This window comes from Chthoniobacter flavus Ellin428 (assembly GCF_000173075.1).
Taxonomy (GTDB): domain Bacteria; phylum Verrucomicrobiota; class Verrucomicrobiia; order Chthoniobacterales; family Chthoniobacteraceae; genus Chthoniobacter; species Chthoniobacter flavus.
Genome location: NZ_ABVL01000002.1, coordinates 498,312 through 519,644 on the forward strand (window position 1 = coordinate 498,312; position 21,333 = coordinate 519,644).

Here is a 21,333-nt window from a genome sequence, read left to right on the forward strand (position 1 = left end):
AACCTGCATTTGGCGCTCCGCGGTTTTTTGGCAGCGCTACCGCGCGAGCAGTCGAACTGCGTTCCTCATCCCCTGCTCGCCTCTCCCGAGGCTCCAGAAATGTTTTGCCGCTCCCAGCGGCAAAAGATGGTGGAGGTAAGGGGATTGTTGCTCCGGCAACCTGCATTTGGCGCTCCGCGTTTTTGGCGGCGCTACCGCGCGAGCAGTCGAACTGCGTTCCTCATCCCCTACTCGCCTCTCCCGAGGCTCCAGAAATGTTTTGCCGCTCCCAGCGACAAAAGATGGTGGAGGTAAGGGGATTGTTGCTCCGGCAACCTGCATTTGGCGCTCCGCGGTTTTTTGGCAGCGCTACCGCGCGAGCAGTCGAACTGCGTTCCTCATCCCCTGCTCGCCTCTCCCGAGGCTCCAGAAATGTTTTGCCGCTCCCAGCGGCAAAAGATGGTGGAGGTAAGGGGATTCGAACCCCTGGCCTTCTCATTGCGAACGAGACGCTCTACCAACTGAGCTATACCCCCAATAAGTGGACGGAGCTGGGACTTTACGTGGGGGACGTCGACCCTTCAAGTCTTTCGTCTCCCGCGCGGGTCATCCACCGGGTGTGGGCTGGGAGGTCCAATCTGGACCGTCTCCGGCACCGCGCCGGTCGCGCCGTGGCAGGGCGGCGAAGATGGCCGAATGTGGCCGAAGCGCAAGTACAAATCGAACCGAATTTGATCAGCGAGCGAGACCGGACAGTTCGCGGGGAGCGAGCTCAGAACTCCTGACCCCGGCTCCGGCTTTTCTCCGCGCCAACATGGTGACGGCAAAAAATCTCCAGAGCCCTCAATGCCAGTGAGGAAGGTTCCGGTACCGGTTAAAAGGAATGGTGCGCCGCGCATCGTCATCAACAGCCAACCCGTCCGGGCGCGCATGTTCTTCGGAGGCCGGGTCTCCGCTCCATCATCAGGGCCGTAATTCCACTAGGGCCGACCTCAAAAATCAAAAAAGGACGCCCTGCGGCGGCGACCAGCCTCGACCCGGCTCCCGAAGAGGAAACATGGTAGGCGAAGTGCCGCAGTTTGGAGTGTCGGTTATTCAAATACGAGAATAAGGCTTTTTCTCTGAATTTTTGCCCATTGACGTGCCAGTACACGGGTGTATCTATACGTAGTCTTCCGCAGTCTACATTCTCAATTTTGAGGCATGAGACCTGCTCATATACCTTAAACATCAGTGTATATGCAAATTACGGCACCCAAACCCACAGTTCCGCCGGGCAGACCATTTTTTCAGACCTGCCACACGCTCAAGTGGGGCACACGCAACAGCACTTCGCGCGAAGGAGGGGTCACGCTAGTTGAGACCCTGATCAGTCTGGTGGTCATCGTGATCGGCCTGGCGGGGTTGTTCACCACCGCCGCCCAGTCTTTTCGGCTCCTGCGACGGTCCAAGGAGTTGGTGACCGTCCGCGAGTGCATGCTAACCCGGATCGATTCCATACGCGCCCTGAGTTTCACGGAGGTGGCCAGGCCCGTTCTACCGGCGGGTTCCACCACGGCAAGCGGCTCGCTGAGCACCAGTGTGATGAATACGGACCCTAACTCCTTCGGCGGATCGCTTACTGCAATGAAAAACTTCAAGGAAACGGTCAACGTCTATGCGCTCGGCGGACAGATCTTCTCGAATGATACCCAGCGGCAAAGTGCGACTCCCGACTATCAATATGAATACGCATCTCAGATAGACAGCGCCGCTCCCGCCGCCCCCAAAACTTACAAATCCAACTCACAGACTCCGGGAGATTGGACACTGCAGGTGGCCAACGCTCTGCCCTATTATCAAATCACCCGCGTGGGAATCGGGGCGAGCGCGGTTGTCACCGTCGATACCACCGGGTGCGCTAACACCCTATCCCCCAACGACCTCAGCGGCTATCCGGCATTGCTCATCGATATTACTTACTCCTGGACAGACTCGAGTAACATCACCCGCACCCAGGTTGGGTCCATGATCCAGTCCAAAAATGGCTCCCTCCAATAAAAATGCGTACCTCCTCTTCGCTTCGCCAATGCGGCATGACCATCGTTGAAATGATCGTCGCCACCTGCGTTTTCACCGCGGCGATGGCGGCATTGATCAGCGCCTCCATTGCCATGCAAACCTCATTTAAGGCCACGGACAGCTATTTCAGCAGCCAAGGTGACCAATTGCGGGTGATGGACTATTTCAACACAGACCTGCGCCGGGCGATGGCGGTCAGTGTCAGTTCCAACTCGGTCACTTATACGCCGCCAGGTGGGTCAACTCAGACCTTTACCTATACGAACAATTCCATCGGCCAGGCGACAAAGTATTTCACAGTGGTCATTCCGCATTACCGGAAAGCAACAACCCCTGCCTCCGCCTTCTACGATCCGACCACCCTCAACGACGTGACGATCGTCAATAACAAGGTCGCCTACGGGACCGACTATTCGAAACCCATCGTCGTTTGTTATTACCTGCTCGGAAGCACACTCTATCGCGCGGAAGTCGACCCCGATCTGCCAGCGACCGATTCCCGTAACAATCCCCGCAGCATCGCCGACAACGTCTCCGATTTTAGCGTCATCGACAAGCCCTTCCAAGCCCCCTTAACCACGCAGATATTCATCACCGTCAGCGCGACGTTTGCGCCGAAATTCAGCCGCAGTAATTGGATGGCAGCTCTTCAACCGAATTCGAATACCGATGCCCGTGTGGGCACCACGGTAGGCACCAAAGTTTTGCTGAGGAATATATTCTAATGAAATTCCAATCCTCCCTCTCCCAACCAACCGCCCGCCGTGAAGATGGTAGCTCGCTTCTCGCAGCGCTGTGCACTCTGGTCGTTCTGGCCCTCATCGCCGGCTCAACGTTTCTCACCGTCAGCAGTCGTTTTCGCTCCAACTACCAGACGGCAAGCTGGCACGACGCGCTGACCTCGGCGGAAGATGGGGCCCAGTATGCCTTGGTGCGGCTGCGCGCCCCGCTGACCAAGGTCGATCCCAGTCTCCAGCAGGGCGGCACTTCGAGCACCTCATGGACCGCCTTGCTCTTCAACCAGACGCTGACCAACCCTCTTCAGGTCCCCGGCTCCTTGCAGTCGGACCTCGCTACGCTCACCGCCGCCAATGCATCATCGACCAATGGCACCGTCACGATGTACACTTCCGGCGGCAACACCTATCCGCGGATTCAGCTTCCCACGCTCTCCATTCCCCACGGCGGCCAGAATTCCACGGGAAGCACGGTATTCAGCGCAAATGTAACCGTGGACGCCCTGCCCGGCACTGGCGGCGCCAACTCAAGCGGCACTTGGTACCGTATTCGGTCCACCGGCATCGTCCCATTGGCGGGCGGCGCCAAGGTAGGTTCACAGAAGTACGACAACTTGCTGCGCAAGCTGCAATTTCACGTCGACAGCGCCGGCAACACCCTGACCACACCGCAAGCTTCCCGCACGATCGAAGTCATTGCCAAACCCGTCTTCATCGGCGACGCCGCGCTTTTCTCCGCGACCGGCATCAATCTCAACAACCATAACATCACCATTGACAGCTACAACTCGACGGACCCAAACGCTTCGACTGGTGGAATACCCCAACCCGACGGGTCCGTCCTCTACGGCCAATACAGTGCGACCAAGGCCACCCAGCAGGCCAACGTCGTAAGCGACGATAACCCGCTGGGTAACGGCACCCCCGGCGTGATCAATCTGAGTCCCTCCGGCGCCAACATTTTCGGCAACGTCGCGACGAACGACACGCCGGTCCAGGGTAGCACCGCTAACGTCCACGGCACGGTCACAACGGACTTCTATGAGGCTCTTCCCAATCCACCGGATCCCAACACCATGACCGGTGTTATATGGACACCCCTCGTACCCTCCAAAAGCGACATTACATTGGACAGCACGAACGGCACGGCCGCTTCACCGATACGCTATGAGGTCAGTGATACCAAGAGCGGCGATGCCTTAGGTTTACAAAGCTCCAACCTCATCATTACGGGGACTGGTTACATCGAAATCTGGATTCCGGGAGGGCTCAGCATAAGCGGCAATGCGGGGATCAATATTCCCGCCGGGGCGCATGTGACCTTTTACGTCGATAAGTCGGTGAGTATTGCCGGCAACGGCATTGTCAATACCTCCACCGTTCCGAGTAACCTCACCTTCTACGGCGACCCGAATCCGAAATCGACTCAGCAAATCGACATCTCCGGCAACGGTGTCTTTTCCGGCGTTGTCTACGCGCCCAACTCCTCTGTCTCAGTCAAGGGCGGTGGCTCTAACGGCGAGTTCGACGGCGCCATTATTGGCAATACCATCAGCTTCACCGGCGACACAAAACTCCACTACGACACGGCGTTGGGCAATCAGGGTGCGGTACTCAATTACAGTATCGCCTCCTGGTTCGAAGACAACACGCTGGTTCCTCGCTAAGATCCGATTGAGCGGCCAACCGTAAGTTCTCCCGGGATAGGAACGATCGCCGATCGTTCCGAAGCTTCCTCGCCCGGTAGACCACCGCTTCCTCTGAGGTCATTTTACCGGCTCTTTCATCCGATCCGTATATGCGGCCCTGGAGCGGTGGCGTGTAAGTTGCGGTGGGAGATCATGGCAGCGTTATGGAGCTGCCGATTTGACACGGTTGCCATATTTGAACGCGTTGGATGGCGTGCTATCACAAGTCGATGCGGTTGGTATGAGAGATGAATCCGGACTGATCGACGTGATGCAGATTCTACGGACAGGTAAATTTCTTCACCATTACCCGGACCCTGCGGGCGGTTTCGAGGCCTTGCAGGCCGATTCCGAGAACGGACGTTCCACAAGCAAACCCTTCCGCATCCTGTGGAACGCCCATCAAAAGCGGGCGATTTGGCGTCGCGGGCTCTACGTAAAAGTTCCGTGTGGAGCGTCGATTCCCTCTAGATTCCGGCGGCACGTTGTTCGAGAATCTCCGCCTCACCAGCCCCCACCTTCCCCTCCATGTTTCCTTCGGTTCGTCCGGTTCTCGCTTCGTTGTTGTCGCTCGTCTTGCCCGCTGCTTCTCTTTTCGCCGCTTCACTGACCGCACGCGTCGAGTCGCCGAATGGGGCGCCGCGCATCTTGGTCAATGGCCAGCCAGTGCGGGCGCGCATGTTCTTCGGGGCGCCGGGATCTTCGGCCCTGCCGATTGGGCCGGATTGGCAGAAGATCGATTTTGACTTCACCGCCGCCGACAGCGCGGACACGGGCACGATGCACTTCCGCTTCGGTCACGGCGCGGGCGACGTGTATCTCGACCAAGTCCAGGTCACCGAAGTCGGCCAGAAGAGCGATGTCATCCCGTTGTGCGATTTCGAGGGCGGCCAGGGCGACTTCGATCGTGACTGGACATCGTGGCCGCAGGGCGCGGCGAATACCGTAGGCAAGATCACCGTGGAATCGCAGGCCGGTGCGGAGAACGGCTCCGGTCTGCATGTGAAGCTCACCGCCCCGCCCGATGGCCAGTGGCCGGACTTTCACCTCTATCACCGCCCTGTTTTGCACTTCGCCGAAGGGCATCACTATCACGTGCAACTCTGGGCCAAGGCCGTGCCGGCGCGCTCGCTGTTCGTCGAGTTCTATCAGCCGGGGCAGCCGTTCGTGCACCTCGGCGGACCTGCGGATCCCTTTCCTGATCAGATCAAGATGGCCGCAAAGGTTGGCGTCCATTTCATCACTTTCCCCATCGGTCTACCCTGGCCGAAACCCGGCGAGACGGAGAACTTCACCTCCGAAGACGCCGCCTGCCACACCGTGCTCGCCGCCGATCCACGGGCGCTGCTCATTCCGCGCATCCCGATGAATCCACCTGCGTGGTGGCGGGAGGCGCATCCCGACGAAGTCATGCAGTGGGAAAATGGGCGCCGTGATGCCATGGTCCCGGCGTCACCGCTGTATCGGCACGATGCCGCGGAACGTCTCACCGCACTGGTGAAGCATCTCGAGGAGAAATTCGGTGACCACATGGCCGGTTATCATCCCGTCGGCCAGAACACGGGTGAATGGTTTTACGAAGACACGTGGAAGCAACCGCTCAACGGCTATGCTCCCGCCGACCTGCGCGAATGGCGAAAGTGGCTGCGTGCACATTACCATGATGATGAGGCCCTGCGCCACGCCTGGAATGACACCGGCGTGAGTTTCGATACCGCCAGCGTGCCTACACCCGCCGCGCGACATGCCGCACCGGCGGGCATCTTCCGCGATCCGAAGACCGGGCAAGCGCTCATCGACTGGGCGGAATTCCAGCAGCAGAGCATGGCCGATTGCGTCTGCGAGATCGCCCATGCCGCCCGGCAGGCCTCCGCGGGCAAAAAGCTCGTCCTCTTTTTCTACGGGATATCTCCACGAATTCGGCACGGTGGGAAATGGCCCCGCCACCTCCGGCCACTATGCGCTGCGCCGCGTGCTCGATTGTCCGGACATCGATATCGTCTGCTCGCCGATTTCCTATTCCGATCGCGGCCTCGGCGGCAGCGCGCCCTCCATGTCCGCCGCGGAAAGTGTGGCGCTCGCCGGCAAGATGTGGCTCAACGAAGACGACACGCACACTTACCTGGCCACCGGCACGCCGCCCGGTTACCGCGATCACGTCACCACCCTCGAGGCCACAAATGCCGAACTCACCCGCAATGTCGCCCAGGAATCGCTGGCGCAACTTCGCACGTGTGGATGGATCTCGGCGCCACCGGCTGGTTTCGCGACCGCGGCATGTGGCGGCAGATGGCCAAACTCAAGGCGCTCGACGACGCCATGCTCCAGCCCCCCACTCCGTTCCGGCCCGAGATCGCGGCGGTCATCGATGCGCCCTCGATGTGGCGCGTGGCCCCAGGCGGCCAGGCCGTAACCGGCCCATGTGTTACCGAGGCCCGCTCCCGCCTCGGCCGGGTCGGCGCTCCTTATGGGCAGTATCTGCTCGACGACGTCGCCGCCGGAAAGGTGCACGCCAAGCTCTACGTCTTTCTCAATGCGTGGAACCTCTCCACCGCGCAACGCCACCAGCTGCGCGACGCCACTCGCGGAAGCGTTTGCGTCTGGTGTTACGCGCCCGGCTATTTCGATAACGGCACTCCTTCCCTCGCCGCGATGCAGGACCTCACGGGCTTTCACCTGCGCGCTTTGGGCGACGTCAAAGCCTGGATCACGCCGGTGGCCGGCAATCCCGCCACCCTTCACCAGCCGTTCGGTCTGCAGCACACGGTGTCTCCGCTTTTCGCACTGGATGGTCACGCCGAAGACATCCTCTACACCTACCCGGATGGCAGCGGCGCGGTTGCCTTTCGTAAGCGCGACGATGGACAAGGCGCATCGCTCTTCGTCGGCGCGCCGGGACTCACCAGCGAGCTCCTACGCTTCGCCGCCCACCGCGCCGGCGTGCATCTCTACACGGAGACCGATTGCAATGTTTACGCCAATGGTCCCTTCGTGGCCATCCATGCCACGCAGAACAGTAACCTGCAACTCAACGTGGGAAAGGCGGGCCCCGTCACCGATGTCCTCACCGGCCAAACGGTCGGCCAAGGACCGGTAGTCTCGCTGCCGGTGCTGCACGGGGACACTCGCGTCTTAAAAATCGGCCCGTAGGAGAGTCTGAAGCGGTTTCTAGTTTCTGGTTTTCCCCTTCCGAACGTCCAGCGGCAACGAGGCGGGGAACCAGAAACCAGAAACCTTGCTTCCCCGAATGAATCCAGCCGCGCGGCACGCTGCGAATCGTGTCTAATATGAGCACGTCATTCCACCCCTTGCAGAAACTCGTCGGGCGGCGTTTCAGTCGGTTGTTCGGGATGAACCTCGGTCTTACCGAGCGTCTTGGCTCGATCCTCGCCGGCGGAGCGTTGATCGGTGCCGGACTTTTGCGCCGCGGAACCGCGCGGACCTTGCTTCTGGGTACCGGCGCGGGCTTCCTCCTCCGCGGGGCCAGTGGCCATTGCCCTCTCTATCATCAATTGGGCATCAATCAGCTCGACCGCCGCAATCGAGATGGCGTTCCGGGCAACCAGGGATTGCGGATCGAATATGCGGTGGAAGTGCAGTGCCCGGCGCCCGAGCTCTATCAATTCTGGCGCAATCTCGATCAGCTGCCGCGCATCCTGCGTCATGTGGAATCCGTCGAACTCGTGGACGCGTGGCACTCGCACTGGGTGGCGCGCGGACCGATCGGCCCGGCACTGGAATGGGACGCCGAGATTATCAACGAGCACGAAAACGAGCTGATCGCCTGGCAGTCCGTGCACGGCGCGAAGTTGCAGAACGCCGGAACCGTCCGCTTCGATCAGCTGTCCGACACGAGCACCTACGTCAAAGTCTGCATCGAACTACAGCCGATCGGCGGTACCGCGGCCCTCACCCTGGCGCGTCTCTTCGGCACCGATCCCCAGCGCGAACTCGAGGAAGATCTCGAGCGTTTCAAAGACTTCGCCGAGCGCGAGCTCACGCCGGAATCTCATTCGGTGGAGTAAGAATTTACAAGGGCGCGGGACGGCGGGCATGCGATTCAGAGCGTATGAACGTGCACGCACATCCCCTCGAAAGGACCGGCTTCCTTCGTATCTCCGGTGGTATTCATTCGGATGAACAGGCGCTGGCCCTGAAAGCCGCCTTGGAAGATCTACCCGGTGTTTACGGGACAGCCGTCACGCGAGACGCGGTCGTGCTCCGACTCGATCCCGAACTCGCCCATGACCAGCAGCTCTACGAGGCCGTGAAGCTCATGGGCTTTCACGCCAGCGACTTTTTCCTGGCGGAATCCTGAGGGTGTTTATTGGGAGGAAAGGCCCGTCTTTCCGGACTTCGAATCCTGGAAGATGCTGGCGCGGTAACCGGCCTGCCGCACCGCGATGCAGATCTGGTCCTTATTAATGACATTCGGGTTGTAGCGGGCAAAGGCGCCGCGCTCCACCAGCCGGACGGTGATCATGCCCGGCAGGCCTTCGAGCGATGCTTGCACCGCTCGCTCCGCGGTTTCGGAATCCATGTCCGGGATGGCAAGATCAAGTTCTTCGGGGTGTGGCTTTTCTGTTTTCATGGAGCTGTTTTGGGTATTCGCATCTGCCAGTTGCAGCGCGCTTCAAATGAACGAGATTACCGGTACAGTTCGGCCGTTCTTGTGAACCGCGCAAGCGACATGATTTCGCAGACCGCGGGGACGCGCTGGCACGAATCAGAAGTATGAAAATCGCGCTCCTCATGCTCGCCGGCTGCGGTCTGTTGTTCCTGGCCGGGTGCGCGACGGATCCGGTGCCGATGGGCAGCCGCATGATGGTCTCGGCTCCCTCCGCCGGCTTTTACAAGAACGGCCCGGCGCAAGCCGTCGATCTCAACATCAACGGACACTACTTTGCCAACGACCTGACGAACCTGCAGAGCGGTCCCGATTTTCAACTACCGCAAGGCGCCCAGGTGACGATGCTCAAGCGCGAGCCGGGCTATTCGAAGGTGGTCACCGACAATGGCGTCACGGGTTACATCGCCAACGAGAAGCTGAAACCTGCACCGCCGGTGGCCCGCGCCGCTCCCGCGGAAATGCGCAATGAACGGAACTTCCGCCAGCGCAGCCGGGCGCCCTCGCCCTCGCACCGCAACGAAGACCAGCTCGATTTCAGCGATCTGCCATTGCCGCTGCCGAGTTAAGATTGCCATCGCACGACCGAGTTGCAGCAGGCACGCCGCAGTTCACCCAATACCATCCGCCTCGAGCCGACTATCGAGCGCGGGAATTTTCGTCGCCAAAGGTCTTCAGCGAGGGCACATAGATGTTCGTATGATTTCGGTGCAGCAACTGACGAAGCGTTTCGGTGAACAGGTCGCGGTGGACGGTATCACTTTCGAGATTCCCGCCGGGCAAATTGTCGGCTTTCTCGGCCCGAACGGCGCGGGAAAATCGACTACGCTCAAGATGCTCACCGGCATGCTTGCACCTACCAGCGGCACGGCGACGATCTGTGGCCACGATTTGCAGAGCGACACGCTGGAAGTGAAGCGGCACGTCGGTTTCGTGCCGGAATCGGGCGCCGTTTTCGAATCCCTCACCGGCCTCGAATACCTCGAGATGGTCGCGGCCCTCTACGCCATTCCCGAGGCGGCGGCGCGGGCGCGCATCGAACAATTCATCGCCTTTTTCGATCTCAGCTTTTCCACCCTCACGGACAAACTGCTCGGCGCCTATTCCAAGGGTATGCGGCGCAAGGTGGTGATCACTTCCGCGCTGCTGCACAATCCGCCCGTGGTCTTCTTCGATGAACCGCTCGACGGCCTCGATGCCAACGCCGCCGTGGGCTTCAAGGCGCTGATCCAGACGCTGGCCCGCGAGGGCAAAACCATCGTCTACAGCTCGCACATTCTCGATGTGGTGGAGCGGGTGTGCGATCGCGTGCTCATCATCGACAAGGGCCGGCTCCTGCTCGACGGCAAGCCCGAGACGTTGGTCGCCGAGAGCGGCGCCGGCACGCTCGAGCGCTTGTTTACCCAGCTCACCGGCGGCACGGAACTCGAGCGCCGCGCCGAGGATTTTGCCCGGACTTTTCGCCCATGACGACGGATGCTTCCGCACCGGCGGCCGTTTCGCCGGATCGTGCGCTGCACCGATTGTTCCTGACGCTTTTTCTGCGCGGGCGCAGCTCGCGCGGACTGCGGCGCAACAACATGCCCCGCTCCGTCGCCTCCAAGCTCCTGCTCACCTTGCTGGCCTACGGGTGCTTCGGTTGCTTCGCCCTCGCTTTCGTCCAGCGTCCGGTCTTCGAGATCTCGATCTATCTACACGGGATGACGCTGCTTTTCTGCGGGATGTTCATCGCCGCGTCGTCGGGCGAAATCCTCTTCAACAAGGAAGAAGCGGACATCCTCCTGCACCGGCCGGTGACGCCGCAAGCGTTGCTCCGGGCGAAGCTCACCGTTCTCCTGCAGGTCTCCCTCTGGATCGCCGGCGCCTTCAATCTCGCTGGCATGGTCGCCGGTGTGCTGTCCCCCAATGGCAACGCGCTTTACCCGCTGGCCCATGCCTTGTCCACAGTGCTCGAGGCCGTCTTCTGCGCCGGTGGCGTGGTGCTGGCTTACGAGCTGTGCCTGCGCAGCTTTGGCCGCGAAAAGCTGGAGGGTATCATGACGACCGTGCAGGTGCTCGTCGCCGTGGGAACGGTCGTCGCCGGGCAACTCGTTCCGCGCGTCATCGGGCGCGCGACATTCCAGAGGGGCAGCATTGGAATCCATCCCTGGTGGTTCGACCTGCTGCCGCCCGCGTGGTTCGCCGGCCTCGATGACGCCATCACCGGCAACGGCGGAATCCGTGCGATGACGCTGGCCGTGATCGGCGTCGCCTGCACCTCCCTCGTGGCGTGGCTCGCGCTCGGCCGCATGGCGCGCCATTACGAGACGGGAATGCAACTCCTCGGAGAAACCACCTCGGCCGTGCCGGCTTCGCAACTTGCCAGCCGCCGCTGGCTGGATGCCCTGGTGCATTCCCCGCTGCTGTCGTGGTGGCTGCGCAATCCGGTGCGCCGCGCCGCGTTCGTTCTCGTCGCCAGCTATCTCGTCCGCGATCGCGACGTGAAGCTGCGCGTCTATCCCGGCCTCGCCCCGCTACTCGTCATGCCCATCGCATTCATGATGCCGGTGAGCCAGCACGGCGCCGATCCGTTTGGCGGTTTCGGTGTGGCCTTCTGCGGCGCCTACATGGGCATGATTCCCCTCTTCGCGCTCAGCCTGCTGCAGTATTCGCAGCAGTGGCAGGCCGGCGATGTATTTCGCGCCGCGCCGATTCCAGGTCCGGCGCTCCTCTGTGCAGGCGCGCGGCAGGCAGTGACGTGCTTCATCACCATTCCGCTCATGGTGTTCTTTACCGCTGTAGTGTATTTTCTGCGCCACACGAGTGCTGAATTGCCGCTGCTCTTGCCAGGGCTCATCGCGCTGCCCGCGTTCACCCTCGCGCCACACCTCGGCGGCAAGGCGATCCCATTTTCCAAGGCCGGCGAAGAAGCACGGTCGGCCCGCCGCGGACTGGATCTCTTCGGCGTGATCCTCGTGTCCATCAGCCTGTCGCTGGTCGCGATTTGGGCTTGGTCGATGGGTTGGTTCCACTGGTTTTTGCTCAGCGAAATCGCCGTGGTGGGCGTGATCTACACGCTCATGCGCGTGTCCCTCACGCGGGCTCCGTGGCCGTCGATGGAGTAGGGCGCGCCCTACTTTTTCGTCGGTTCTGCAGGCGCGCCATTGCGCAAGGTCGCGAGTTGCTCGTCACGCCATTCCGGTGTACCCCAACGCGTCCCCGGCGCGCCATCGATGCAGAGCGTGTCACCGGCATCGAGTAACACCTTCTGCACTTCCACCGGATCCACCGCGCGCGGTTGTACGCCATGCTGAATAGCCAGCGCGGCGATGGCCCCCACGGCCTGCCCCATGAGCAACGTATGCGGCTGGAGGCGCGTGGCACCGTTGGCCATGCGCGATTGCGAGAAGTTTTTCTCCGCGGGCAAAAAGCCATCGATCTTCTCCGGAATGAAACACTCGAACGGAATGGCAAAGGGACCGAGGCCGCGCTGGCCGAAACCGTGGGGAATGTCGGACTCATGATCGAGATCCAACTCGAGATACGGCGCCGTCATCGAGCCGTGCAGGTCCACGGCGTAGTCGCCGAGGGCCACGGTGTGCGCAAACTGCACCGGCGGACCGGGAATCCGCTCGATCTCATGCGCGCAGAGCGTGTGCAGGCCAATGATCCGTCGACTCTCGCGAGTGTAGGGCATCACCGAAAAGTGATAGAGAACGGCGCGATACGGCGCGAGGTCCGGTCGCTCGGCCAGCCAGCGATCGATCTCCGCGCGGTTGTAGGCGGAATCGAGGCCCTCGTCGTTGGCCACGGACCAGTCGGTCTTTCCCAGCGTATGCTGAATGTAATAGAGCAGGTCCAACGTCTTCAGCCGCATCTCGCGATTCGTCGCCTGGCGCACTTTCAGGTCTTCGATCTCCGCCACGGTCGAGTGATAGTCGTTGTTGTAGTTGAGATGGGTGCGCGTGATCGGCGGTGAATCTCCGGGACGCGAACTATCCGGCATGCCGCGGTAGCCGATGAAAGTCGCCCACGTCCACGGACGTGTCTTCGCATCGATCTTGTCGCCATTGACCAACGAGCGCACGAAGGCCGCCTCGACGGCCGGCGTATAACCGGGCGGCGCCTGCTTGATGAGCAACTCATCGGGCACACCATGCGGATACTGTTTCACCACCGCGGTCCAGGTATTGTCCTGCACGTGGCGCGTGGGATCGATGGCGTCGTTCGTGCAATTGCCCACGCGGTAACGCGCGCCCGTGAGTGGGATCACGTCGCCCCATTCGGTGGCGTCGACGAGCACCTTGCTCGTCACGGTGCGAGAGGCCGCGCCGGCGGCGGTCACGCTTTCGATCTGCACACCGGTCACGGTATCGCTGGTTCGCAGCACCTTGGGTCACCCGCGTGCGCAAAGCCAGGTCGAGCACCCCCTTTCCACGCGCATCGCCCAGCAAAACGTGAAGCAACTGCTTGCCCACGCACGGCTCCACGCACACGTGGCCATTCCAGTAAGCGGTCATGTAGTTGATGCCCAGCGGCTGATAGTGCGCCGCGATCAGGCCACACAGTTCGCGATAGAGACCGCGTTCGCGCACCAGGGCCACACCTTCGTCCATCGAGGTCACCGCCGCGGCATTCATCTGTCCACCAATCCAATCCGTCTCTTCCAGCAGCAACACGGAGCGGCCCATGCGCGCCGCTTGCACGGCCACACCGACCCCGCCCGTCCCGGCGCCGGCGACGACGATGTCATAACTGTCCTTGAGCTGCGCCGGCGGTGTCGCCTCCAGCGGCGTGGCGTTCGCCGACTTGGGCGGCGGAATCGGTAGATGCACGGCACAGCGGTTCAATACCGTGGCGACATTCGCGCCACTCATCGTCTGGCCAGGCGCGATCCCCTTGCGCCACGCGTCCGGCGAGCCGATCACGCCATGGTGCGACAGCACATCGATCGCCTCTTCGCTGGTCGTGACCGGCTGGAAGACCTTCGCGACTTCCACGAGCATCTTCGCCACTTTCCCGCCGTCGCACTTGCCTGTCGGCGTGGCGTTTTGCTGCCAGTATTCCGCATCACTCAGATCCTGGTGATCGTGCAACGCAACAATGCTTTCATCGGTGTGATCGACGCGCGTCGTGGCCGCTGACGCGGGCATCTGCGACATCAGGAGGGACGCCGCCGCGAGGGCGAGCATCAGCGCACGTCGGATCAAAGGCAGCGAGGAAGAAGTCATGGAGGGAAAAGAGGGGCGCACAGCGAAGGCGAACCGCCGGCGAAAGTCAAAGTACTGCCTCGATACCGCGAGGCGATTTCGCCGGCTCTCTTATTGCGCCTCCCAAAGGCGGGCCACGTTGCCGACGACGAGCGGCGAGCTGCCCGCGTCCAGGGCGATCGATACCTTGCCGAGATTGCCCGCCATTTTCGCCGCAGTGACGGAGCCCGTGGCCGGTGTGCCGATCGCCTTGCGATCGACGCCCGCTGGGGCGACGCGCACTTTCATACCCGGCTTGAGCTTGTGGCTGAGCTCGCCGCTTTCCTGGAAAAGCGTGAGATCGACATTGGTGCCGTCGAGTTTGTCGACATAACCCGGCGAACCTTCTGCCTGGAGCCGCTTCGCTTCCTCGGCCTTTTGCTCGTTCTGAAATTTCAACAGGCTCTCTTCGTCGAGAAATACATCCCAGCACACACGCACTTTGCCTTTGCCGATGCCATGTGTCCGGGTGCGAAGTTGGTCGCCGATCTTGATATCGGCAAACTTCACCGGCTGCCCCTGCTTCCAATAGCGCGTGTCCTTGTCGGTCTTGATGATGATCCCCTTCTCCCGTACGTAGCTCATGTCGGCCTTGGCGTCGGTGCATTCGAGCTCGCCTTTGTCGGCGTCGATGCGGTCCACGTGGTAGAATTCCTTGTGGCCGTTCAGGAAATTCATCTCGTCCTGGATGTAGGTCAGCCACACCCATTGGCCGGCTTCGTTTTCGTGCAGACGGAAAATGGCGCGCTCGCCCACGCGGAAGTCCTGCAGGTCACCGAAAGCCGCGTGATGGAGCAACTCCGCATACGGCATCACGGTAAAACTCATCACTTCGTCATTGCTCTCGTTGCGGAACTTTCCGGTGCGCGTGGCCAGGTCGAGGCTGATCAATTCCCCCCAAATCCGGCGCATGCGGTCGAACGGAACGATGACCTGACCCGGTGTGATCTTCAAAACCGGCTTGTCCGGCGCCGGGGCCGCCGAGGCTGCCGGAGCCGCCGGCTTGTCTTCAGCAAAAAGGATCGAGGCAGGGAGGATGGCCGCGAAGGCGGCCGTAAGAAGGAGCTTCATTGCCGAGTATAAAACCGCGCTCCGTTCCCGACTTAGCAACAAAGATCAGATTCCCGGAATCCACGTAAGGGTTTATCCGAAATCATTTCTGCGGTCTCAGGCCCCATTCGTGCTTTTTCCGATATTGCGTGGATGCAATTGCAACTCCCAACCGCGACCGCCTTGATAAAACGAGCCGACTTCAAATGCGGCGGCGTGTCCACCTTGGCACGGCAAAGGGCGGCGAATCCCTCCAGGCTGTGGCGCCGGCCGTGGCTCTCCTTGGTTTGGGAGAAAAGCCGGTCCAATTCGTTCACGCCAAGGATGCAATACCCCAGCCGCTCAAGCGAACTGGAAACACAAAACGCCAGGTCCGGGAAAACTTCGTGACGCCAGCCAATCGCGGCCAAGCGACGACCTGCCCGCAACGATTTACTGAAAATACTGGAAAATCAACCTTGCAACATACGTGAAACAACGTATCTAAAATACCACATTTTCCATAGATCATCTTTTATCGCTGAAAAATATGACCTCCCGTTTCCTCCTCCACTCGAACTTTCATTCCTCCTTTAGCCTCACCAGAGAGGGCCGGAATTGGCGCCGCCAATTTAATGATTTAAAAGCCGCTCTCGACTACGCCGCCGGCATGACGAGCACGGAAGCTCCCCTGGTCGTTTACAACGAATACGGCCGCGTCATCATCGAAAGCTTCATCAAGCCCAACGTGGTTTGGCGGGATTAAATCGGCAGCCACAGTTGATGCCTCGTCGGCGGGACCAACGTCGACACCCCTATCCCGATGAGCCGCAGCGGGCTCTTCACCAAATGGTCGCGGGCGAGAAGGAATTGCGCCAGGCGATAGATCTCCCGTGCGCTGACCACCGGATCTTCCAGACGCAACTGCCGGGTCAAGGTCGTAAAGTCGCTGTAGCGCACTTTCACCTGCACGGTTAGCGCGCCCATCTCGTGTTTCGCCAGGCTGTGAGCCACATCGGTGGCGAGTTCTTTCAAGGCCTCGCGCAGGGTCGGCCGATCGTCCGTGTCCTCGAGAAAAGTGTTCTCCGCGCTGATGCTCTTTCGTTCGTCGCTGGTATCCACCGGCCGCTCATCATCCCCCATCGCCCGCGCCTTCAAGCTCTCGGCAAACGAGCCGACCACACCGCTGAGATCGCCCGATGCCGCCTGCAGATCGCCGATCACCTTGAACCCGTGGGTCTCCAGCGCCTCCGCGGTCACCGGCCCGACGCCATGAATGGACCGCACGGAAAGAGGTTTGAGAAAGGCCACCTTTTCCCTCTCGCGGATGAGCGTGAGCCCATCGGGCTTTTGAAAATCGCTGCCCAGCTTGGCCAGAAATTTATTCGAGGCGACACCGATGCTCGCCGTGAGACTGCGCTCATGGGCAATCCGGCGCTTGATCTCCTGGGCCACCGGCACTGCCGCCTCCAGCGCGGTATCCGGGTCGGTGTGATCCTGAAACAACGCACTGAGATCGAGGTACGCCTCGTCGACTGACACCTTCTCGATCACTGAGGTCACGCCGCGCAGGATTTCCATGATCGCTCCAGACTCCGCACGGTAGACATCCATCCGCGGACGCACAAAGATTCCGTGCGGACACAGCTTGCCCGCGGTCCGCGAAGGCATCGCCGAGCGAACCTTGAACTTCCGCGCCTCATAACTGGCCGCGCATACCACCCCGCGTTGGGTCGGCGGCGAACCGACGATGAGCGGCTTTCCCCGATATTCCGGATGATCGCGCTGCTCCACCGACGCGTAGAAGGCGTCCATATCGACGTGGAAGATAACGCGAGGCATGCGGGTCAAAGCGCGCTTAGCGTCGCATAAGGGGTTTTAGTGCCAAGAGCCAAGTAACAAGAGCCAAGTGCCCACTGCCCAACGCAGATTGTGGCGCCACTTGGCTCTCGTTACTTGGCTCTTGGCACTTCCCCTACCTCCCAGCCCACGCCCGCCACGTGAGTTCTCCAGCCAGAAATAGCGGCGCGAACATGAGCCAAAACTGCCACTGCCAGGGGGCGAAGCCCGTGTCGCAGCTCAGCCACAAGCCACCCGCGCCGTACCCCACCGTCGCCAGCAATTCAATTTTGAGCCGGCGATATTGCCGGGAATGCTTCTCGGACTGCGCCGCGAGGAGCGAAAAGATCATCGGTCGGTATTCGGTAATCGTTTTCATGCGGCTTGCAGTTCGGTGGCTCGGGCGACACCCATTTTCAGGGTCTCGACGGTTTTTCCCTCGGGGTCGAGGATCCGGACCTCGGCGTCCAGGCCCTGACCGATCTGGACGGCGGCAATCACGGCTTCAATCAAACGCTGCACGTGCAGCGGATCACGGATGATACCCTCACATTCCAATTCAAAGCCTTTCTCCAGTGAGAGCGGGCGAATCAAAAACACGAACGGCGGATTCATGTGTTCAAACGAACACTTTTCTACAAAGAGCGCAAGTCTTCTTTTCTCGAATCGGCCTTTTCCTCTGTAAATTGACTTGGGGTGGCATGGTTCTGCCCTTTCCACACGAATTACTCGAAATTGAGAAATCCAGCCCGGGCGTGGCATCTGGATCCGGCGCCTTTTCGTTTTTTTGACCCGCCACTCTCAGAAATCAAATTTCATAACACGTTGCTGCACAGCTACCTTCGTCACACACCAAGAGAAAATACAGTACTTCCCTAAACGACAAAGAACGCAGGCTGCTTAGGCACTGTTGAGACTTTTCTCAACCTTGCCTATGACTATCACCAATCCTCGAACCACCAATAACCACCGTTCCACCGCCCTTCTGACCCTCGTCGCCAGCTGCCTGATGCTCCTGGTCGGCAGCACCAGGAGCGCCGCCGAAAATCCTTGGATGTCGTCCTCGCTCGGTTGGGGTTCTTCGTCCTCTTTTGGCGTTTCCTCGCGTGGTTGGTCTTCGTGGGAGAACACTCATGGTGGCACGTTTGGCGGTCATTCTTCTTCTTCCTTCGAGGCCCCGCATGACCACCATGAAAGCTTTGAACGCGCCCCGCTCGAGGCGACGCGCGATACGGACATCGATCCCGCCTTGGTCCGTGCCGGCAGCATCGCCGAACAGCGCGCCCGTCCGCATTCCACCATGCTCTGCTGGCGCTATGTGAAGGAAGCACTGGTCGCTTCCGGCAGCGTGAGCAGCTATCCGCAGAGCGCCTACGCGAAGCAGGCTGGTGAAGAACTCGTCCACAGCTTCGGCTTCGTCCGCCTGCCGGTCCGCAGCCCGGAACGCGCCCCGGTCGGTTCCGTGCTCGTCTACGGCGGCCCTGGTGCCGGTCACGTCGAGATCCGCACTGCCCGTGGTTTCGTCAGCGATTTCCGCAGCAGCCGCCCGGTCAATATGCCCTTCATCGGTGCCTACACTCGCATGGAGAAGCATCACGGGCAGACGGCGCAGATCGCTCTCGCGGATAATTCGCACTCCTAAGCCGGTTTCAGTTCGGTTTCATCATCAAGTAGTCTCGCGTGGCCGGGTTCATCGAACCCGGCCACGTTCGTTTTGGCACGCGACCTTTGAAGTCCAGCCTTGTTCCCCCGCGCGCTCCACGCCAATCATCGGCGCGTGAAACTTCTCTCCCCCGCCCTCGCTTTTCTGTTCTTCGCCGCGTCTGGTTTTGCCGCCGAGCCCACCGTCCTGAAACTCTGGCCGGAAGGCGTTCCGGGGCAAATCACGGTCAAGCCCGCCGACCCGAACCAAAAGCCCAATCCCAACGTCGTCACCAACATCACCGACCCGACAATCACCGTCTATCGGCCGGAAAAGCCGAATGGCACCGCGGTGGTGGTCGCGCCCGGCGGCGGGTTCCGTTTTCTCTCCATCAAGCACGAAGGCACGCAGGTGTGCGAATGGCTCAACTCCATCGGCGTGACCGCCGCGCTGCTCGCCTATCGCACCCCGACGAACGAGGAAGCCTCGCCTTATGAAAAGCCGGTTCAGGATGCCCAGCGCGCCATCGGTCTGCTGCGCCATCATGCGAGTGAATGGGGCATCACCCGCGTCGGTCTGCTCGGCTTTTCCGCCGGCGGCAATCTCACCGGCCACGAGGCCTTCGACCGCACGGACCGCACCTATCCGCAGAAGCCGGAATACGATACCGACGCCAAACCCGATTTCATCGTCATGATCTACGGCGGCGGCTTTCTCGACAAAGACGACAAGACCAAATTCCGCCCTGGCTTCAGCGTGCCCCAGGACGCGCCGCCGGCTTTCTTCCTCGTCGCCCATGACGACAAGACCAATCCCATCGAGGCCACGATGCTCTACCTCGCCTACAAGCAGCAGAACCTCCCCGCCGAGCTGCACATCTTCACCCACGGTGGCCATGGCTTCGGCATGCGCAAGGATGGTCACCCCATCAACGAATGGCCCGCCCGCTGCGCCGACTGGATGCAGGCGATGGGGTATCTGGGGAAATAGGAATCTCTACTCCTTCGCGACGAGTTCCTTCTCCGGCATCCAGGCGTGTTCCGCCCAGAAACGCCGCAGCGAGGAATTGTCTCCGCTGAAGATCGTCCGCTCGACCTTGCGCATGCTGAGGAAGCTCGTGGGGTAACTCCGGCGGGGCAGTCCGCAGACGCCATCGCCGGTGTATTGCCACAGCGTCCAGCGATCCCACACCGCGGTGGAAGCCGGCTGCTTGTGATAGTTGGCAATCCACAGCCAGCATTTCTTCAGGGTCTCGCGCGAGTTGGAGCTGATCGACGGATCACCGAAGACCTTCTTCAGCCAGTTCTCGTTGGAATACAGCCCCGGATAAATCCCCGTCCGCTCGTGCACGCGTTCGATGAACCGCACGGCCTGCTCGACGTTCATATTGCCGCCCGGGTAGTGCGTATTCTGCTCGGCATCCAGGACCAGCAACACGCCCGAGGGCTGGGAGGCACTGTGGCCCGTCACCCACTTTGCGCCGACGAAACTGATGAAATGATCGGCCTGTTTCCGCCCATCGGTGCCATTGCCGAAATGATACGCCCCCCACAGCAAGCCGGCGCGCATGGCCTCGGCCTGGCGGTAGGCATACTTGGCGTCGTCTTCGTAGGCGGGATAGGTAGCTTCGTGAATGATCGCTTCCAGTCCACCCCGCTGCATCCCCGAGAAATCGGAGGTTCGTTCGTCGTAATGGGACAGGCTCAAAATACTGTTCGCCGCATGGGCGGTCAGCGTTAAGGCCAACAAGAGGAGGGCGCTCCCTACGTATCTTCGGCTCATTGGCGGCCTATAAGAGCAGCTTGCAAGCCGAAAATCAAGAATCAATTCACCAAGCTTTCACGTACTCACCACTTTCTGATTTCGGAGCTCCCTTCACTCCTCGCCATCGTAGTAGTCCTGTGACTCCATCGAGCGCAGAAGCCGGCGTTCCGGTGAGCGGACCGCCCATTTCTGACTGTCGGGGTAGTGCACAGATTCCCCGACCGGATTGTCCGCGATCACGTAGATCACCAGATCCTCGCTGCCGTTATTGGTGAGCTGATGCGGCTCGCCCGGTTTGAATACAAAGGCATCCCCCGCTTCGATCGGCGTGGTCCCGTCCTGATGCCGCACGGTCCCCTTCCCGGAAATGACATGGTAGAACTCCCACTGCGCGGCATGCGAGTGGTAAGGGTAGGGCGTCATCCCCGGCTTGAGTCGCAGGATCTCCACATCGAAGGGATGTCGCTCATTCAGGTCCATGGACAGCGGCTTCCGCCCGAGAGCCACGGAAACCTCCTTGCTGATCCCGGCAAATTTCCCCTTGGGTGACGACCAGGGGTCGTCCGGCATCGCATTGGTATTCACCTTTTGCATGAACACGAGAAAAGCACGAAAAGGCAGCGTGCTCAAAACCTTCCGCCACGAAGAACAAGCCGGCAGCACCCCGCTAAATCTATTTCAGTTAAACAACATTAACACAATCCCATCATCCCAGCCAACTCCGCCCGGCATTTAACGT

The 21,333-nt window shown here is 60.6% G+C and carries 20 protein-coding genes, 1 tRNA gene and 1 pseudogene; 12 read left to right on the forward strand and 10 right to left on the reverse strand.

Features of this window, described 5'->3' with window-relative positions; all coding sequences use genetic code 11:
* Nucleotides 1–439 precede the first annotated feature (439 nt).
* Nucleotides 440–515 (reverse strand) — tRNA-Ala (locus tag CFE428DRAFT_RS04955).
* Nucleotides 516–1,218: 703 nt separating this feature from the next.
* On the opposite strand from CFE428DRAFT_RS04955, the gene CFE428DRAFT_RS04960 reads away from it, so the two are divergent.
* The 6 genes from CFE428DRAFT_RS04960 (at nt 1,219) to CFE428DRAFT_RS04990 (ending at nt 8,783) form a co-directional block, all read left to right on the forward strand.
* Nucleotides 1,219–2,019, forward strand: a complete 801-nt coding sequence (locus CFE428DRAFT_RS04960; RefSeq protein WP_006978355.1) for a type IV pilus modification PilV family protein — start codon at nt 1,219–1,221, stop codon at nt 2,017–2,019.
* A gap of 35 nt (nt 2,020–2,054) precedes the next feature.
* Nucleotides 2,055–2,765: a hypothetical protein gene (locus tag CFE428DRAFT_RS04965; RefSeq protein ID WP_006978356.1), complete on the forward strand. Its 711-nt coding sequence runs from the start codon at nt 2,055–2,057 to the stop codon at nt 2,763–2,765.
* On the forward strand, nt 2,765–4,444 hold the full coding sequence (locus CFE428DRAFT_RS04970) for a DUF7305 domain-containing protein (RefSeq protein WP_006978357.1): 1,680 nt from the start codon (nt 2,765–2,767) through the stop codon (nt 4,442–4,444). The genes CFE428DRAFT_RS04965 and CFE428DRAFT_RS04970 overlap by 1 nt, the downstream gene beginning before the upstream one ends.
* Nucleotides 4,445–4,993: 549 nt before the next feature.
* Nucleotides 4,994–7,615 carry a beta-galactosidase gene (locus CFE428DRAFT_RS04980; protein ID WP_006978358.1) on the forward strand — a complete coding sequence of 874 codons (2,622 nt, stop codon included), beginning with the start codon at nt 4,994–4,996 and terminating at the stop codon, nt 7,613–7,615.
* A 137-nt stretch (nt 7,616–7,752) separates the two neighbouring features.
* Nucleotides 7,753–8,490 (forward strand): YgaP-like transmembrane domain, encoded by a 738-nt coding sequence (locus CFE428DRAFT_RS04985; RefSeq protein WP_006978359.1) that lies wholly within the window; start codon nt 7,753–7,755, stop codon nt 8,488–8,490.
* Between the two features lie 44 nt (nt 8,491–8,534).
* Nucleotides 8,535–8,783, forward strand: a complete 249-nt coding sequence (locus CFE428DRAFT_RS04990; protein ID WP_006978360.1) for a hypothetical protein — start codon at nt 8,535–8,537, stop codon at nt 8,781–8,783.
* A gap of 6 nt (nt 8,784–8,789) precedes the next feature.
* On the opposite strand, the gene CFE428DRAFT_RS04995 is transcribed toward CFE428DRAFT_RS04990, so the two are convergent.
* On the reverse strand, nt 8,790–9,005 hold the full coding sequence (locus tag CFE428DRAFT_RS04995; protein ID WP_042724389.1) for a heavy-metal-associated domain-containing protein: 216 nt from the start codon (nt 9,003–9,005) through the stop codon (nt 8,790–8,792).
* Nucleotides 9,006–9,199: 194 nt separating this feature from the next.
* On the opposite strand from CFE428DRAFT_RS04995, the gene CFE428DRAFT_RS05000 reads away from it, so the two are divergent.
* The 3 genes from CFE428DRAFT_RS05000 to CFE428DRAFT_RS05010 all read left to right on the forward strand — a co-directional run bounded on the left by CFE428DRAFT_RS05000 (nt 9,200) and on the right by CFE428DRAFT_RS05010 (nt 12,196).
* Entirely contained in the window at nt 9,200–9,661 is a 462-nt protein-coding gene (locus tag CFE428DRAFT_RS05000; RefSeq protein ID WP_006978362.1) for an SH3 domain-containing protein, read from the forward strand.
* A 130-nt stretch (nt 9,662–9,791) separates the two neighbouring features.
* Nucleotides 9,792–10,562, forward strand: a complete 771-nt coding sequence (locus CFE428DRAFT_RS05005; RefSeq protein WP_006978363.1) for an ABC transporter ATP-binding protein — start codon at nt 9,792–9,794, stop codon at nt 10,560–10,562.
* Nucleotides 10,559–12,196: a hypothetical protein gene (locus tag CFE428DRAFT_RS05010; protein WP_006978364.1), complete on the forward strand. Its 1,638-nt coding sequence runs from the start codon at nt 10,559–10,561 to the stop codon at nt 12,194–12,196. Before CFE428DRAFT_RS05005 ends, CFE428DRAFT_RS05010 begins: the two co-directional genes overlap by 4 nt.
* Nucleotides 12,197–12,204: 8 nt before the next feature.
* On the opposite strand, the gene CFE428DRAFT_RS32990 is transcribed toward CFE428DRAFT_RS05010, so the two are convergent.
* The 3 genes and pseudogenes from CFE428DRAFT_RS32990 to CFE428DRAFT_RS05020 form a co-directional block, all read right to left on the reverse strand.
* Nucleotides 12,205–13,431 (reverse strand): FAD-dependent oxidoreductase, encoded by a 1,227-nt coding sequence (locus CFE428DRAFT_RS32990; RefSeq protein WP_162145234.1) that lies wholly within the window; start codon nt 13,429–13,431, stop codon nt 12,205–12,207.
* A gap of 46 nt (nt 13,432–13,477) precedes the next feature.
* Nucleotides 13,478–14,302: pseudogene (locus CFE428DRAFT_RS40730) on the reverse strand (FAD-dependent oxidoreductase); the annotation flags it as partial.
* A gap of 90 nt (nt 14,303–14,392) precedes the next feature.
* Complete coding sequence (locus tag CFE428DRAFT_RS05020) at nt 14,393–15,391, reverse strand: hypothetical protein (protein WP_006978367.1); 999 nt, start codon at nt 15,389–15,391, stop codon at nt 14,393–14,395.
* Between the two features lie 508 nt (nt 15,392–15,899).
* On the opposite strand from CFE428DRAFT_RS05020, the gene CFE428DRAFT_RS05030 reads away from it, so the two are divergent.
* Nucleotides 15,900–16,115 (forward strand): hypothetical protein, encoded by a 216-nt coding sequence (locus CFE428DRAFT_RS05030; RefSeq protein ID WP_006978368.1) that lies wholly within the window; start codon nt 15,900–15,902, stop codon nt 16,113–16,115.
* On the opposite strand, the gene dinB is transcribed toward CFE428DRAFT_RS05030, so the two are convergent.
* The 3 genes from dinB to CFE428DRAFT_RS36970 all read right to left on the reverse strand — a co-directional run bounded on the left by dinB (nt 16,112) and on the right by CFE428DRAFT_RS36970 (nt 17,803).
* Complete coding sequence (gene dinB / locus CFE428DRAFT_RS05035; RefSeq protein WP_006978369.1) at nt 16,112–17,191, reverse strand: DNA polymerase IV; 1,080 nt, start codon at nt 17,189–17,191, stop codon at nt 16,112–16,114. The two genes, CFE428DRAFT_RS05030 and dinB, sit on opposite strands and share 4 nt — an antisense overlap.
* Nucleotides 17,192–17,324: 133 nt before the next feature.
* Complete coding sequence (locus tag CFE428DRAFT_RS05040; RefSeq protein ID WP_006978370.1) at nt 17,325–17,567, reverse strand: hypothetical protein; 243 nt, start codon at nt 17,565–17,567, stop codon at nt 17,325–17,327.
* Nucleotides 17,564–17,803, reverse strand: a complete 240-nt coding sequence (locus tag CFE428DRAFT_RS36970) for a hypothetical protein (protein WP_006978371.1) — start codon at nt 17,801–17,803, stop codon at nt 17,564–17,566. The genes CFE428DRAFT_RS05040 and CFE428DRAFT_RS36970 overlap by 4 nt, the downstream gene beginning before the upstream one ends.
* Before the next feature lie 319 nt (nt 17,804–18,122).
* Between CFE428DRAFT_RS36970 and CFE428DRAFT_RS05050 the strand changes: the two genes are divergently transcribed.
* Together CFE428DRAFT_RS05050 and CFE428DRAFT_RS05055 are read left to right on the forward strand one after the other, a co-directional pair.
* Entirely contained in the window at nt 18,123–18,830 is a 708-nt protein-coding gene (locus tag CFE428DRAFT_RS05050; RefSeq protein ID WP_006978372.1) for a hypothetical protein, read from the forward strand.
* Between the two features lie 135 nt (nt 18,831–18,965).
* Nucleotides 18,966–19,820: an alpha/beta hydrolase gene (locus CFE428DRAFT_RS05055; RefSeq protein WP_006978373.1), complete on the forward strand. Its 855-nt coding sequence runs from the start codon at nt 18,966–18,968 to the stop codon at nt 19,818–19,820.
* A gap of 6 nt (nt 19,821–19,826) precedes the next feature.
* Here CFE428DRAFT_RS05055 and CFE428DRAFT_RS05060 read toward each other — a convergent pair whose 3' ends face one another.
* Together CFE428DRAFT_RS05060 and CFE428DRAFT_RS05065 are read right to left on the reverse strand one after the other, a co-directional pair.
* Entirely contained in the window at nt 19,827–20,612 is a 786-nt protein-coding gene (locus tag CFE428DRAFT_RS05060) for a glycoside hydrolase family 25 protein (protein ID WP_006978374.1), read from the reverse strand.
* Nucleotides 20,613–20,705: 93 nt separating this feature from the next.
* On the reverse strand, nt 20,706–21,224 hold the full coding sequence (locus CFE428DRAFT_RS05065) for a cupin domain-containing protein (protein WP_202797353.1): 519 nt from the start codon (nt 21,222–21,224) through the stop codon (nt 20,706–20,708).
* Nucleotides 21,225–21,333 lie beyond the last annotated feature (109 nt).

What these genes read in the sequence shown, in the direction of transcription:
- CFE428DRAFT_RS04960 (WP_006978355.1), top strand. Translation starts at nt 1,219, where the DNA reads ATGCAAATTACGGCACCCAAACCCACAGTTCCGCCGGGCAGACCATTT.
- CFE428DRAFT_RS04965 (WP_006978356.1), top strand. Translation starts at nt 2,055, where the DNA reads ATGACCATCGTTGAAATGATCGTCGCCACCTGCGTTTTCACCGCGGCG.
- CFE428DRAFT_RS04970 (WP_006978357.1), top strand. Translation starts at nt 2,765, where the DNA reads ATGAAATTCCAATCCTCCCTCTCCCAACCAACCGCCCGCCGTGAAGAT.
- CFE428DRAFT_RS04980 (WP_006978358.1), top strand. Translation starts at nt 4,994, where the DNA reads ATGTTTCCTTCGGTTCGTCCGGTTCTCGCTTCGTTGTTGTCGCTCGTC.
- CFE428DRAFT_RS04985 (WP_006978359.1), top strand. Translation starts at nt 7,753, where the DNA reads ATGAGCACGTCATTCCACCCCTTGCAGAAACTCGTCGGGCGGCGTTTC.
- CFE428DRAFT_RS04990 (WP_006978360.1), top strand. Translation starts at nt 8,535, where the DNA reads ATGAACGTGCACGCACATCCCCTCGAAAGGACCGGCTTCCTTCGTATC.
- CFE428DRAFT_RS04995 (WP_042724389.1), bottom strand. Translation starts at nt 9,005, where the DNA reads ATGGATTCCGAAACCGCGGAGCGAGCGGTGCAAGCATCGCTCGAAGGC.
- CFE428DRAFT_RS05000 (WP_006978362.1), top strand. Translation starts at nt 9,200, where the DNA reads ATGAAAATCGCGCTCCTCATGCTCGCCGGCTGCGGTCTGTTGTTCCTG.
- CFE428DRAFT_RS05005 (WP_006978363.1), top strand. Translation starts at nt 9,792, where the DNA reads ATGATTTCGGTGCAGCAACTGACGAAGCGTTTCGGTGAACAGGTCGCG.
- CFE428DRAFT_RS05010 (WP_006978364.1), top strand. Translation starts at nt 10,559, where the DNA reads ATGACGACGGATGCTTCCGCACCGGCGGCCGTTTCGCCGGATCGTGCG.
- CFE428DRAFT_RS05020 (WP_006978367.1), bottom strand. Translation starts at nt 15,391, where the DNA reads ATGAAGCTCCTTCTTACGGCCGCCTTCGCGGCCATCCTCCCTGCCTCG.
- CFE428DRAFT_RS05030 (WP_006978368.1), top strand. Translation starts at nt 15,900, where the DNA reads ATGACCTCCCGTTTCCTCCTCCACTCGAACTTTCATTCCTCCTTTAGC.
- dinB (WP_006978369.1), bottom strand. Translation starts at nt 17,191, where the DNA reads ATGCCTCGCGTTATCTTCCACGTCGATATGGACGCCTTCTACGCGTCG.
- CFE428DRAFT_RS05040 (WP_006978370.1), bottom strand. Translation starts at nt 17,567, where the DNA reads ATGAAAACGATTACCGAATACCGACCGATGATCTTTTCGCTCCTCGCG.
- CFE428DRAFT_RS36970 (WP_006978371.1), bottom strand. Translation starts at nt 17,803, where the DNA reads ATGAATCCGCCGTTCGTGTTTTTGATTCGCCCGCTCTCACTGGAGAAA.
- CFE428DRAFT_RS05050 (WP_006978372.1), top strand. Translation starts at nt 18,123, where the DNA reads ATGACTATCACCAATCCTCGAACCACCAATAACCACCGTTCCACCGCC.
- CFE428DRAFT_RS05060 (WP_006978374.1), bottom strand. Translation starts at nt 20,612, where the DNA reads ATGAGCCGAAGATACGTAGGGAGCGCCCTCCTCTTGTTGGCCTTAACG.